Source organism: Desulfobacter postgatei 2ac9 (assembly GCF_000233695.2).
Taxonomy (GTDB): Bacteria; Desulfobacterota; Desulfobacteria; order Desulfobacterales; family Desulfobacteraceae; genus Desulfobacter; species Desulfobacter postgatei.
In genome coordinates this window covers 804,759-818,714 of record NZ_CM001488.1, presented here as the reverse complement: position 1 = coordinate 818,714, position 13,956 = coordinate 804,759, and the positions used below count along the sequence as shown (strand labels likewise).

Sequence of the window (13,956 nt, the reverse complement as noted above, 5' to 3'; positions counted from 1 at the left end):
GGTCAGTGGGCGTGGAGCTGGTTTTCGTATACCGCCTTATACCGCTCTTTTGTATAATACATGAATTCCTGAAGAACAGATGAAAAGTATTTATCCTTATGCCAGATCGTATAAAATGAACGGGAAAATTTAAAATCCTTTATTCTGAGACGAAACAACTGTCCGGACAAAAGCTCATTCATTACGGAAATTCTGGACAGACAGCTTAACGCCCCCTTGTTTCTGAGTACCGATTTCACAGCTTCCGTATGACCTACTTCCAGGAAAGGCTTAAACCGTTTTTTATACTTTTCTATATGATAGAGGAAAACCTCCCGGGTGCCGGACCCCTCCTCCCGAAAAATCCAACGCTTAGATAAAAGCTCGTCCATGCAGTAATCTTCGTTGCGAACAAGATCCGGGTCACCCGTCACCACATAGAGTTCATCTAGGCCAAGCACCTCCCGCTCGATTTCAGTGCTGTTGTAGTCTGCTTCAACAAACCCGATATCCACGTCACCGTCTTCAATAAGCTTGCCGATCTCTATGGTATTGCCGGTTATTTTTTCTATACGAACCCCTTCATACAGCTCGGCAAATTCATAAATAATCTGGGGCAGGATATAATTGGCAATGGATGAACTGGCACCCACCTTGATATCTCCCACCAGAGCCTGGTCCCGAAACATGGACTCGCTTTCCCGCAGACCAAAAACAAGGGGATCAACCATCCTGAAAAAATAGCGCCCGTTTTCATTGACCACCAGCCGTTTGTGGATGCGGTCGAACAATAGTTTCCCCAAGGTCTCTTCAAGGGTTTTTATGGCCATGGACACTGCAGACTGCGTCAGGCCGAAATCCTTGGCCACCTGACTTAAATGGGGTGTTTTCACAAGCGCAAGAAATAGTTCAAGTTGCCTTAATGTCAACAGTATACCTCCATATAAATACTCAAACGATACCCCGGGGCATTGGCGGCACCCGAGCCCCGCCCAGGACAAACCCTCCGTCTATACGCAGGGTCGCACCGGTCATATAGGGGGCATCCCTGATAATAAAATTGACTGCTTTGACAACATCGGAAATTTGCCCGGTCCGACCTGCCAGGGTCTGATCGATCAAAGACTGTTTTTCCGCATCCGTGAGCACTTCCCGCCACCCCCGGGTCCCCTGGGCATGGCGGGTTTCAAATATACCCAGCATTAATTCGTTCACCCGCACTGACGGTGCCCCCATCCTGGCCCATGTTTCGGTGAGTACACCAATCCCCCGGTTGGCGGCGGAATAGCCCTCGTTGAAAACCAGGGCGGCAGGACCCGATCTTCCGGTGATGGCCGCCACGGAAGAAATATTAATGACAACCGCTTCATCGCCGGCCTTCAGCAAAGGAAACACCGCTTCAAAAATCCAGCGTTTGGCTTTAAGCGTTGTTTCAATCTCAAGATCCCACTGATCTTCAACATATGTGCCGTGAACCGTAGGCCATCCGCCGCGTTCAATGTTATTCACCAGAATGTCCAGGCGTCCATACCGATCTTTTATAAACGTTGCCAGACCTTCAATTTCATCAGTTTTACGCAAATCTGCATTTATTATATTATGCTGGGCACCTGTCCTCCCAAACGCTGCCTCCATATCACAAAAGGCATCCGCCCAGTCATGGCGGGTAAGGATAAGGCTTGCCCCCTGCCGGGCAAGGTCCAGGCCAATGCCTTTGCCGATTCCTTTGACCGCCCCAAGTACCAGAGCCACTTTTCCTTTGATTTCCATAATTTTCAGCCCTGAATTTCCAAATCTTTGCCAAACAACTGGTATTTTATCCAGGCAATACCGAAATTAAGCAGGCTTAGGTCATCAGCCACAACCTTCTGCACATATTCCACAGAAAGATTTGTTGAGGCAAGAAGCCCTTTTTCCTTAATCTGAATTTTGAAATCATCCAGATCATACAAAGCCATGTAAAAAATATCTTCTTCAGCACCTTCCAGTTTTCCGGGCCGGATCTGGTTTTTAAGACTGATCAGTTCAAGAATTTTATCATTTTCCGTATTGTGGTCGACCACATTCTGACCTTGGAGCCATTGGGCCACGGTTTTATTATCCCGACCGCCAAATCCTTTGCAGTGCTCTTCTTCAATCAAAGCAAAATACTCGACATATTTCCCGGTGCCCCTGTCCTTTACAACGGCACGGGCCAAAGGGTACATGCGGCATGATGCGGGGCGGTCATGATATATGGAACACCCTGAATCCGTGACAAAGGGGCAGGCATGGCCGGTGGCTGGATTGGCCTTAAAGGTAATCACCGGCAGACCGGAACCGGGACCGGTATGCCGGGATGTATATTCCCGAAGAAACTGTCCGGACGGCAATTTTACAGCATTTTTCATTCTCAGAATATCATAGGGGGTCAGTGCCTGATTCAGATCCCTGCAGCACTGATTAAAACAAGGATTATCCGCACTGCAGTTGAATTGCATAAGGTCATCCAAGCCGACCGGCAACATCTCATCGTTCATTTTTTTTCCTTTATTATTTTAAAATTATGCTATAGAACGGGTGATTAATAATCGTCGGCGGATAACCTACCAGGATCCAACCGGTTTTTCCAGATGATTTTAATGGATGCATTCACAAGATATAGTGCCGAACTTGTCCAAAAAACATATATATTGTCAAAGGAATAATCATTCAAAAAAATTGAAGAAATCATTAAATCATTTTTTTTGAATTTTCTTGACACAGACCTTGTCAGGGTGTTATTCCCATATCATTTGTTTTGAGGAAGAGGGCTTATTTGATGAGATTCAAAACTGAGCAGACCCATCTTCCTCGGAATCCAAATACTTTAAATTACAGGCCTTTCATTTTTTTTGACGGGCCTTAATCTGGATAGATACAAATTGTCGCACAACGGTATTTGTGCAATTTTGATTAACCTACATTTTATGGAGGTATTTTAAATGCCATCTTTTGTAATCGCAGAAAAATGTGACGGCTGTAAAGGCGGGGATAAAACCGCATGCATGTACATCTGCCCCAATGACCTGATGGTTCTGGATGCAACTGCAATGAAAGCTTACAACCAAGAACCGGATCAGTGCTGGGAATGCTACTCTTGCGTAAAAATCTGCCCCTCCCAGGCCATTGAAGTAAGAGGCTACTCTGACTTCGTGCCCATGGGCGCATCCGTACAGCCCATGATGGGTACTGAGGACATTATGTGGACTTGTAAGTTCAGAAACGGCGTTGTAAAACGCTTCAAGTTCCCCATCAGAACCACTCCCGAAGGCGAAGCCAACGCTTATGAAGGCCTGAAGGGCAAAGACCTGTATTCAGGCCTGCTGTCTACTCAGGAAGCCGATGGTATGGAACTGAAAGCTCCCACCGAGCTGGCATAGGTTGCTTAAATTTAATTCTGATACTTATAAAATTTTTGGAGGTATATAATGGCATTACCTAACAAACCTGCTGGTGAAATTAAAACCGTTAGAGAGCCAGAGGTAGAGAAGAGAGACGTTGATGTTCTAATCATCGGCGGTGGCATGGCTGCCTGCGGTACTGCATTTGAGATCAAAAAATGGGCTGACGACGACACCAAAATTCTGCTTGTCGACAAAGCCGCTCTTGAAAGATCCGGTGCTGTTGCCCAGGGTCTGTCCGCCATCAACACCTACATCGGCTCCAACAAACCTGAAGACTATGTCCGCATGGTTCGTAACGACCTGATGGGTATTGTTCGTGAAGACTTGATCTTTGACCTTGGCCGTCACGTTGACGATTCCGTACATCTGTTCGAGGAATGGGGACTTCCCATCTGGAAAAAAAGCGACGATGGCAAAAATATGGACGGAAAAAAAGGCATGAAATCCGGTACGCTTAAAGCCGGCGCCACTCCCGTTCGTACCGGTAAATGGCAGATCATGATCAACGGTGAATCCTACAAGAGAATCGTTGCTGAAGCCGGTAAAAAAGCCCTTGGCGACGAAAACATCCTTGAAAGAGTTTTCATCGTTGAAATCCTCAACGACAAAAATGATCCCAAAAGAGTTGCCGGTGCCGTTGGTTTTTCCGTACGTGAAAACAAAGTCTACATCTTCAACGCAAAAGTTATAATGGTTGCCTGCGGTGGCGCGGTTAACATTTACCAACCCCGTTCGGTTGCAGAAGGTAAAGGCCGTGCCTGGTATCCCGTATGGAATGCCGGTTCCACCTACACCATGGCTCTGAGAGCCGGTGCTGAACTCTCCATGATGGAAAACCGTTTCACCCCGGCCCGTTTTAAAGACGGTTACGGCCCTGTTGGTGCATGGTTCCTGCTGTTCAAAGCAAAAACCGTTAACGGTCTTGGTGAAAACTACGCCGGTTCCGAAGATGCCAAAGCCGAGCTTGCAAAATACGCTCCTTACGGAACTGCTGCCGTAACCCCGACCTGTCTGCGTAATCATCTGATGATGAAAGAATACAAAGAAGGCCGTGGTCCCATCATTATGGAAACCACCAAAGCACTTGCTGCTCTTGGCGAAACCATGGACAAGAAAGAACTCAAGCATCTGGAATCAGAAGCCTGGGAAGATTTCCTTGACATGTCCGTTGGTCAGGCCGGCCTGTGGTGTGCAACCAATACTGAGCCCGAGAAAAAAGACTCAGAAATTATGCCCACCGAACCGTACCTGCTGGGTTCCCACTCCGGATGCTGCGGAATCTGGTGTTCCGGTCCCGAGGAAGACTGGGTACCTGCTTCCTACAAATGGGGTTACAACAGAATGACAACCGTTCGCGGTCTGTTCACTGCCGGTGACGGCGTTGGCTGCTCCGGTCATAAGTTCTCTTCAGGATCTCATGCAGAAGGACGTATCATTGCCAAGTCAATGATTCAGTACCTGAAAGCCGAAGGCGACAAGGTTTCCGGTTTTGCTGAATCCGACAAAGAGCTGGTGGACATGGTTTACTATCCGGTATACAACTACCTGGATAACTTTGAATACACCACAGCAACAGACGTAAACCCCAAATACTGCAAACCTGCCGGCATGGCTATGCGTCTGATGAAGATGACCAATGAGTATGGTGCAGGTACCGGTACTTTCTACATGACCAACGGCAAATCCCTTGAAGTTCTCATGGACCTGTTCGAAATGTTCCGTGAAGACCTTGAGAAAGTTGCTGCCGGCGATCTGCATGAACTGCTCAGAGCATGGGAAGTTATCCATCGTCTCTACACAGTTCAGGCTCATACCCGTCACATCCAGTTCCGTGAAGAATCCCGCTTCCCTGGTTTCTACTACAGAGGCGACTTCATGGGCCAGAATGACGAAGAATGGTTCTGCTTTGTTAACTCTTCTTATGACAAGAAGACTAACGAGTGGACTCTGAAAAAAGAACCCTACGTTAAAATCATCTCCGACTAGTGCGGTAAGACGTTTTAACCTAAGGATGTCTTGATATGAACCTCCAGGTGCCGGCTTACCGGTGCCTGGAGGTTTTTCAGATTATGCCTGCCCGGCCCTGTCTCCTTTTTCGCAAGCTTGCGAACAAACGGATTATAGGTTAATTTGCAGTCTTGCAAATAAGGAGATCAGGATGCCGACCCCGGGCTTAAACCGAATATAATTGGTTTTGCCAGAAACCGGCATACAAAATTTGGAACTCATACACAACACAACTACACAACTCAAATGCACGGAGGGACAGCATGACTACAGAAAATTCAGCCCCGGTAAGTGGAAGCATTATGGTGGTTGGCGGTGGAATCAGTGGCCTGACAACCGCTTTGGAAGCTGCCGAAGTGGGCTACGAAGTCTTCCTGATTGAAAAGGAAGCTTCCCTTGGCGGAAGAGTCTCCCAGCTCAAGCACTACTTCCCCAAACTCTGCCCGCCTACCTGCGGTCTTGAAATCAATTACAGACGACTCAAAGACAACAAGAACATCAAGGTGTACACGCTTTCCGAGGTACAAAAGGTTGATGGCAAGCCTGGAAATTACACCGTTAGCGTAAAAACCGCACCCCGGTATGTAAACAGCAACTGCACCTGTTGCGGTGAATGTGCAAAAGTGTGCGAAACTGAAATCAGCAATGAATTCAACTTTGGCATGGATCGCCGCAAGGCCGCATATCTGCCGCACAACATGGCCTTTCCCCAGCGATATGTCATGGATCCGGCCATGAGTAAGGATGACCGGGAAAAGGTCAAAGAAGCCTGCAAATATAACGCCGTTGATTTTACCATGGAAGAACGCACATTCGACCTGAAAGTCGGTGCCGTTGTATTCGCCACCGGATGGCAGCCCTATGATGCCACCCGCATTGACAATCTTGGTTTTGGCCGTTACCAGAACATCATCACCAACATGATGCTGGAACGGTTGGCATCTTTCAACGGCCCCACCGAAGGTAAAATCATCCGCCCGTCCGACGACAAGGCACCTGAAACCATTGCCTTTGCGCAGTGTGCAGGTTCCAGGGATGAAAACCATCTGCCCTACTGCTCATATATCTGCTGCATGGCATCCTTAAAACATGCCACATATATCAGGGCCCAATATCCTGATGCAAAAATTTACATATATTACATTGATCTGCGGACTCCCGGCAGAAAATACGAAAATTTCTATGCCAAACTCAAGGCGGATAAAAACGTATTCTTTGTCAAAGGCAAGGTTGCGGAAGTCAGTGAAGAGAGCGGGACCGGCAACATCAACCTTGTGGCCGAAGATACCATCTCAGGTGAAAAAATTAGACAAACCGTTGATATGCTGGTGCTGGCCACCGGAATGCAGCCCACCTGCGCCATTGATAAGCCCGCAGCTGATCTGACCTTTGATGACGAAGGCTTTATTATCAATGACTTTTCCAAAGGCGGCCTGTTTGCAGCAGGGTGTGCCAATAAACCGGCCGATGTTGTGACATCCAACCAGAATGCAACCGGCATGGCCCTTAAAGCCATTCAGACTCTGAGGAGGTAACAAACCATGGATAAAAAATACGGCGTATATATCTGTACAGGCTGTGGTATCGGCGACACACTTGACATGGAAGCGTTAGCAGGTGTCCCCGACAACGAGGGCGTCAACTGCACCACCCACCCCTTCCTGTGCTCCAAAGAAGGTGTGGCACTCATTCAAAAGGACATTGACGATGGCAAGGTAAACGCCATGGTTATCGGCGCTTGTTCCCGCCGGGTGAACTTTGATGTATTTAACTTCCCCGGATGCATTATTGAACGGGCCAATCTAAGGGAAGGTGTGGTATGGCCCCATTCCCGGGAGACCTACCCAGCCCTGACCGAAGAGCAGAAAGATGATGGAGAAAGCTTTGACCGGATCCAGATGAAGGCCCAGGACTATATCAAAATGGGCATGATTCGCCTTGAAAAAGTTAAACTTCCCGAGCCTTACCAGACACAGTCCTTTTCTAAAAAAGTGCTGGTTATCGGCGGCGGTGTAACCGGTATGTCTGCAGCCCTGGATGCTGCCAAAGCCGGTTATCAAGTGACCATTGTAGAAAAAACGGCTGCCCTTGGCGGATATGCAGCCAAACTGCGCGCGCAGATGCCTGTTCAGCCTCCCTTTGAAACCCTTCAGGCACCTGTGGTGGATGCACTTGTCCAGGAAGTTGAAGGCAATACCAACATAGATGTGAGGACCAACTGTTTGGTGGCACGTATTGCCGGCCAGCCGGGTGAATTCACCGTAACCATGAAAAAACCCGGTGAAAAAATTCCCTTTGACGTACCCTTTCCGCTGCCTCCTGAAGAGCTGGTGGATGAAAACGGCAAGGAACTGGATGCCGAGGCTGCCCATCAAAAATACCTGAAATACAATGAAGGCAGAGAAGATATCCTTTCCCTTGATCCGAACGGAGAGCTTTACGGCGCCGTTGTTCTGGCTGCCGGCTGGCGGCCTGATGTCCTGAAAGGCGAAGCATACGCTCATTTGTCCGTGGACAATCCTGACGTGGTCACCAATGACGAATTTGAATTGATTGCAGCCAAGGGTAAAATCCTGCGTCCCTCCGACGGTAAGGAAGCAAAAAGGGTTGTATTTATCCAGTCTGCCGGCAAAGATGAAGACGACAGCGATTTTGAATACGCCGGTTCCGTAACTTCCATGGTGGCTTTGAAACAAGCCCGTTATGTCAGGGAAGATTATGCTGACGGCAAGGCCTATGTTATTTACCAGCACATGAGAACCCCAGGTCTGCAGGAATATTTCTACAAGGCCATGCAGCAGGATGACGGTATTTTCATGACCAAGGGTGCCGTCACCGACGTTACAGCCATGAGTTCAGAACTGATGGTAACAGCCAAAAACACACTGCTTGGTGAGAACCTGGTGCTTAAAGCGGACTTGGTTGTTGTGGCAAGCGGTATGGTTCCGGTCACCAAGGATGACCCGGTTATCAACCTGGCCTACCGCCAGGGCCCCGGTTTCAGGGATAATGATATTTTCGGGCAGTATGCTGATTCGAACTATATCTGCTTTCCTTATGAAACCCAGAGAACAGGTATTTACGCAGCCGGTACCGTCCGCCGGGCCATGACCATTGAAGAGTCCATGGAAGACGCAACCGGTGCAGCACTGAAAGCTATTCAGTGTATTGAAAGCGCCAACCGCGGCATGTCGGTTCACCCCCGTTCCGGTGACTTGACTTATCCGGACTTCTTCTTCCAGAGATGCACCCAGTGCAAACGCTGCACGGTTGAATGCCCCTTCGGCGCCTTGGATGATGACGCCAGAGGAACCCCAAAAGCCAATCCCACCCGTTGCCGCCGCTGCGGCACATGCATGGGTGCCTGCCCGGAACGTATTATCTCCTTTGCCGATTATACCATCGACAGTATCGGTTCTCAGATCAAGGCCATCACTGTTCCGTCTCAGGACGATTATAGTGAACCGCCCTTGCGTTTTCTGGCACTGGTATGTGAAAACGATGCATACCCTGCATTCGACATGGTGGGTATGAACCGTGTGGACTACTCACCGGATGTCCGGGTGATTCCCGTTCGCTGTCTTGGTTCCGTGAACACCATCTGGATCAAGGACGCTTTGGCCCAGGGTCTTGACGGCGTTATCCTCATCGGTTGCAAACACGGCGATGATTACCAGTGCCATTTTGTCAAAGGTTCCGAACTTGCTGAAATCCGTGTGAAAAAGATCGGTGATGCGCTTGCTTCACTGGCCCTTGAAAACGAACGTGTTGCATTTGCGGAAGTCGCCATTGATGACTATGATAAACTGCCCCAGATCATCAACGACTTTGTTGAAGAAGTGGACGCACTTGGCCCGAACCCGTTCAAAGGATTCTAACGACGGCATATAAACTTAATGGAGGTATCTAGTACTATGAGTACCAATTATCTTGCCCAACCTGATCTGGGATTCATTGCCGAGCTTAGAAGTCTTGGCGGAGAAACCCTTAAAAAATGTTACCAATGCGCCACATGCTCCGTGGCCTGCCCCATTGCTCCTGAAAACAGCCCCTTCCCCAGAAAGGAAATGATTGCTGCCTCATGGGGTCTTAAAGACAAACTGATCTGCAACGGTGACATCTGGCTGTGTCACAATTGCGGTGACTGCACGGATATGTGCCCCCGTGGCGCAGCTCCCGGTGATGTACTGGCAGCGATCCGCTCTGCAGCCATCACTGAATACGCAACCCCCAAATCCCTTGCCAAGGCTGTAAATGATCCGTCCAAACTGCCGCTTCTGCTTGGGATTCCGGCTGCCTGGTTTGCGCTTCTTGCCATTATCACAATGGGCTTTGGCGGCACCATGGAAAAAATTTTCCATTTCCTGTTCGGTGATGCCCTTGGCGGACGCCTTCACTGGTCCCATGCCCATGAAGGTGCAGAACATGTTATCGCTCATGCCAACTTTGTATCCACCTGGTTTGTGGATATAACCTTTGTTCCCCTGGCTATTTTTGCAACTGTTGTTTTCTTTCTTGCCCTGAAACGCTTCATTGTGGACATTCATAACAATGCGGTTCTTGAAGGCAAAACAGACAAAACCAGCCTTGATTACAAAGCCCTTTTAATGTCTATTAAAAATGTCATACCCATGATATTGAAACATAACAAATTCACCCAGTGCGGATCCAACAAAAATCGCGCCACCCCGCATATGATGGTGCTTTTTGCCTTTATCGGCCTTTTCATTGTAACAGCAGTATGCGGCATCATGCTTTACGTAGGCGGTTATGCCGGTCCTTATCCCCAGCTTAACCCAATTAAATGGCTGGCCAATATCGCAGGTGTTGCCCTGGTCATTGGTTCAGGCATAATGATCAAGAGCAGACTTACCAACAAGGAACAGATCACAACTTATAAAGACTGGTTCATTCTTGGTGTTGTCTTCGCATTAGGCCTTTCCGGTATGCTTACGGAAATGGCCCGCCTGGCTGAAATCGCATGGCTTTCTTATTTCTTTTACTGGATACACCTGATTGCCATCTTCAACCTGTTTGCATTCCTGCCGTACTCAAAAATGGCCCATATTGTTTACCGTACGGTTGCCATGGGCTATGCTGATTACGCCAACAGAAAATAGCTTTTAATCAGTACAATTGATTAAAAGGGGGCTGGTTTTTGACCAGCCCCCTTTTTTTTGCTTTCCTCGTAACAATCTTACGCTTCACCCACAAAATAAAAAAGGCTACAGAGAGAACTCTGTAACCAATTGATTTTACTGGAGCCGGCGCGCGGATTCGAACCGCGGGCTTTCTCATTACGAGTGAGATACTCTACCAACTGAGTTACGCCGGCACCTTTGAAAATGATTTATATCAGGGCGAACCTGGAAATTCAAGAGATTTAACTCTTTAGGACTCTTTAGGGATTGATACGCCTTTTAAGGATATCTTCCAGTAAAGACGCCACCAGCAGACCAAAGGCCGGCGAATATTTTTTGCCGGATGTTGCACTTTGCTTCCGGCAGGCTTTAAAGAACTCCATGCAGACCCTGTGCTGCTTTGGTGTCAAAAGCGTGGATATGCCTGCCTTTTCTCCCTTGGAAACAAACTGAGATTCCGCTTCAGGCAGATCACGCCTGCCATGGGCCCGCCGGCTCATGTAGGTGTAATAGAGCAATGCCCGGTCCAGAAGAATGTACAAAAATTGAATATTTTCATTGGGGCCCACCTGGATCCGGTCTCCCCCAAGACCCGATGAGGCTTTGGCCAGACGCCGGATCCCCATAAACGCGGAGCCTGCACCCACGGCAGAACCAATGGCTGTAAAAACACCAAAGGTCAGTCCGGCAGCAGCAGCATCCAGCACCGCCCCAAGAGTTCCTCCCAGCACAGCACCGACGGTGGCAGCCTGGGTTCTGGTCAGGCCCAGCATCTCCCAGGTCTGTTCTGAAAACAGATCATGCCTGAGAATGGAACAGGCAGGCAATGGATAATCATAGAGATGATGACGGAACAATGAGCGGATGTGGCCAAACATTTTGTGTTCAATATCCCGGATTTTCTCCTGATATTCCCGGGTAAGATTTTCCTTGAGCGTCACGGGATCCATGTCGGCTTTCATCTTGCGGGACAAAGAAAAGGTCAAACCCTGTTCCATGCCATGGACAATATAGGCACAAGCCATGCGGTTACGTTTTTCCCATTCCATGTTAAAGGCCTGGATCACCCCTTCCATCAAAGGTTCAATGTCCTGATCAATGGCTTTAAGGCTTTCCAGAAGCCGGATGCGTTCATAAAAATCGGCCTGGTTGGAATTAAAGATCCGAATCACGTTGAAAAATTTGCGGAACTCTTCCTTCCATGCCTCGGTATTATCCCGGGTATCGGATTTTGCATTGATAACGGCCATCCTGGGCCGTCCCGTAAGCCGCAGAATCTCCATCTCAGCCAGATCATCTTCCCGTACGGGCCGGGAACCATCCACCACATAAATAATGCCTGCCCCATTGACCACCGGTGTCAAGAGTTCACACTCGTCGGCAAAAAACGGGTTATTTTCATGCTCCGCAATGAACCTTGCCACCATATCCGGTCCGGGATTCTTTCTGAACCAGGCCAGGGTTTGCCGGGGCACCTGGAAGCCCGGGGTATCGACAAACCGGATGATCTCTTTGTCATCCATGGTCACGGAATAGGACTTGGACACCCTTGTTTCACCGGGTACCGGGCTGACCTTAATACGGTCGTCTTCGGTCAGGGTGGACACCACCGAGGATTTTCCCTCGTTGGGGTGCCCTAAAACGGCAAATTCAGGCAATACCATCATAGCGACATCCACCTTTCAATGGCCATCAGAGGATCGTTGAGCTGCTTTACGGCACTCTTCCACACCTGGAAATTCACATCAGAAGGCGCCACATCTTTCTCACCCTGCTCCATTGTCCGGATCATGACAATCCACAGGGGTAAATCAGGAAAAGTCTCACGGATTTGAACAAAATAATAAAGCAGACCACGGATGGGCGGCTGCCAGACCTCCTGAAGCACGATTAAATGCACCTGACCCAAATCCTTGACATGAGCTGCTATCTGATCCTGGTCTTGATCAAAATCAAAATGGATGCCAACGGTAGCGGCAACATGGAGACCAAACTGCTGTTCGAGACCGGCCCGAATCTGTTCCATATCATTTTCCTCAAAACCCATGGCCGATCCAAGCACAAGTGCACCGGGCGTATTCTTTTTGACACGGGGTTCATCCGATACAATCGGAGGCCGGGGCTCAGATTTAACGTCAGCTTTAGGTTCAGGCTTTGCCTCTGGCTCTGGCTCCGGCGTGTTTAAAATCGCATGGGGTTGAGGCACAACAATCGGTGATTGATCTTTTTCCACCACAGGCGCGGGTTCCGGTCTGGGCAAAGGCGCTCTGAACTCAGCCCGGGAACCTCCGGTCTCTTTGATGTTCATCCCCATGCGGGGGGAGCGCATCCGCATCAGCAGACGCTGGTACCCGGGCCGGGACAAGTCAAATCGGGCAAGGGCCAAGGTCCTGGCAGTATGGGCAAATCCCACCAAAACAACTCTGGGAATAAGCGCATAGACCATCATCCCCATGCACAAAAACGGCCACCAGGCAGCCAGATGTTCGCTGGCAAGTCCGGCCATGCCTTCCTTGAGCACAATCCGACTGCCTTCTATTTGCTCAAGGGTGGGCACAAACATATCAGGCATGACCCAGGACCAGGGCAATGCCAGCCAGCTCACCAGGCGGTAGACACTCTCCCCAGACGTCAGAAGTGTGGATTGCCAGCCAAAGGCCAGATCTGTAACCATAATCCTGAAAAAGGTGCCGCCAAGCGCCCCGACAGAAAATCCCAGCGCCCCCAGGGACAAGGCAATGAACACCAGCCAGAACAGAATACTCCGGAAGGGCCGGGTATCCAGATGCAGCAGATCACCGCTATTTTTGGAAAATTGGGGAAAATGCTTTTGAAGCGGTGCTGTCAATTTCTGCAACCGTCCCATGAATTTATCAATAAACAAACGCATCGACAATCGGTGCAGCACGCCGGTCCAGCCCGACTCGGCAGGGCCTGACCGGAACTGATGCAACCCCACCAGCGCGGCAGATAGGCAAAGCAATGCCGGAAACAAAATAAACACAGTAATAAACAAAGTCACATTCACAGGCCGACTGCCATGGTAAGCCAGAAACGAATATGCACACAAACCTCCGGCAGCCAGGCCACAGGCAAACATCCCCCTGACAATCCAGGTGTAAAAAGACTCAAATAACGCACCAGGAAGCTTAGCTCCGGGGTCTGCGTTGTCGGTCTCTTGGAAAAACAACAGGCGCCGATATTCCAGCCATCCTGCAATCAGTCCGGCATCATCCAGACGGTCGCCATTTTTAATCCGGCGGAAGATATCCCTGTCCCGGGACGCAATGGCCTTAGTATCAATATTTTCCTGGTCTTCATCCAGGCCCAGGAGAAAATCAAGATCAATAATATCTTTAATAGGCAGAATCATGACTATTCTTTAACAAATTACCATCGTTTTC

At 49.1% G+C, this 13,956-nt stretch carries 10 protein-coding genes and 1 tRNA gene; 5 read left to right on the top strand and 6 right to left on the bottom strand.

What is annotated here, in order from left to right:
• Window positions 1-2 precede the first annotated feature (2 nt).
• Genes DESPODRAFT_RS03825 through DESPODRAFT_RS03815 form a run of 3 tightly spaced genes read right to left on the bottom strand, consistent with a single transcriptional unit; the run spans window position 3 to window position 2,498 of the window.
• On the bottom strand, window positions 3-908 hold the full coding sequence (locus tag DESPODRAFT_RS03825; RefSeq protein ID WP_004071471.1) for a LysR substrate-binding domain-containing protein: 906 nt from the start codon (window positions 906-908) through the stop codon (window positions 3-5).
• A 22-nt stretch (window positions 909-930) separates the two neighbouring features.
• Complete coding sequence (locus DESPODRAFT_RS03820) at window positions 931-1,749, bottom strand: SDR family NAD(P)-dependent oxidoreductase (protein WP_004071469.1); 819 nt, start codon at window positions 1,747-1,749, stop codon at window positions 931-933.
• 5 nt (window positions 1,750-1,754) lie between these two features.
• Complete coding sequence (locus tag DESPODRAFT_RS03815; RefSeq protein ID WP_004071467.1) at window positions 1,755-2,498, bottom strand: YkgJ family cysteine cluster protein; 744 nt, start codon at window positions 2,496-2,498, stop codon at window positions 1,755-1,757.
• Between the two features lie 444 nt (window positions 2,499-2,942).
• On the opposite strand from DESPODRAFT_RS03815, the gene aprB reads away from it, so the two are divergent.
• The 5 genes from aprB to qmoC all read left to right on the top strand — a co-directional run bounded on the left by aprB (window position 2,943) and on the right by qmoC (window position 10,531).
• Entirely contained in the window at window positions 2,943-3,380 is a 438-nt protein-coding gene (gene aprB, locus DESPODRAFT_RS03805) for an adenylyl-sulfate reductase subunit beta (protein WP_004071465.1), read from the top strand.
• Between the two features lie 48 nt (window positions 3,381-3,428).
• Entirely contained in the window at window positions 3,429-5,390 is a 1,962-nt protein-coding gene (aprA, locus tag DESPODRAFT_RS03800; RefSeq protein WP_004071463.1) for an adenylyl-sulfate reductase subunit alpha, read from the top strand.
• Window positions 5,391-5,674: 284 nt separating this feature from the next.
• Window positions 5,675-6,946, top strand: a complete 1,272-nt coding sequence (locus DESPODRAFT_RS03795) for a CoB--CoM heterodisulfide reductase iron-sulfur subunit A family protein (protein ID WP_004071461.1) — start codon at window positions 5,675-5,677, stop codon at window positions 6,944-6,946.
• A gap of 6 nt (window positions 6,947-6,952) precedes the next feature.
• Entirely contained in the window at window positions 6,953-9,289 is a 2,337-nt protein-coding gene (locus DESPODRAFT_RS03790) for an FAD-dependent oxidoreductase (RefSeq protein ID WP_004071458.1), read from the top strand.
• A 36-nt stretch (window positions 9,290-9,325) separates the two neighbouring features.
• On the top strand, window positions 9,326-10,531 hold the full coding sequence (gene qmoC / locus DESPODRAFT_RS03785) for a quinone-interacting membrane-bound oxidoreductase complex subunit QmoC (protein ID WP_004071456.1): 1,206 nt from the start codon (window positions 9,326-9,328) through the stop codon (window positions 10,529-10,531).
• 139 nt (window positions 10,532-10,670) lie between these two features.
• On the opposite strand, the gene DESPODRAFT_RS03780 is transcribed toward qmoC, so the two are convergent.
• From DESPODRAFT_RS03780 to DESPODRAFT_RS03770, 3 genes are all read right to left on the bottom strand, one after another.
• Window positions 10,671-10,746: transfer RNA gene (locus DESPODRAFT_RS03780), tRNA-Thr, on the bottom strand.
• Window positions 10,747-10,812: 66 nt separating this feature from the next.
• Window positions 10,813-12,219: a DUF3482 domain-containing protein gene (locus tag DESPODRAFT_RS03775; protein ID WP_004071455.1), complete on the bottom strand. Its 1,407-nt coding sequence runs from the start codon at window positions 12,217-12,219 to the stop codon at window positions 10,813-10,815.
• Window positions 12,216-13,925: a DUF2868 domain-containing protein gene (locus tag DESPODRAFT_RS03770; RefSeq protein ID WP_004071454.1), complete on the bottom strand. Its 1,710-nt coding sequence runs from the start codon at window positions 13,923-13,925 to the stop codon at window positions 12,216-12,218. The genes DESPODRAFT_RS03775 and DESPODRAFT_RS03770 overlap by 4 nt, the downstream gene beginning before the upstream one ends.
• Between the last annotated feature and the right edge of the window lie 31 nt (window positions 13,926-13,956).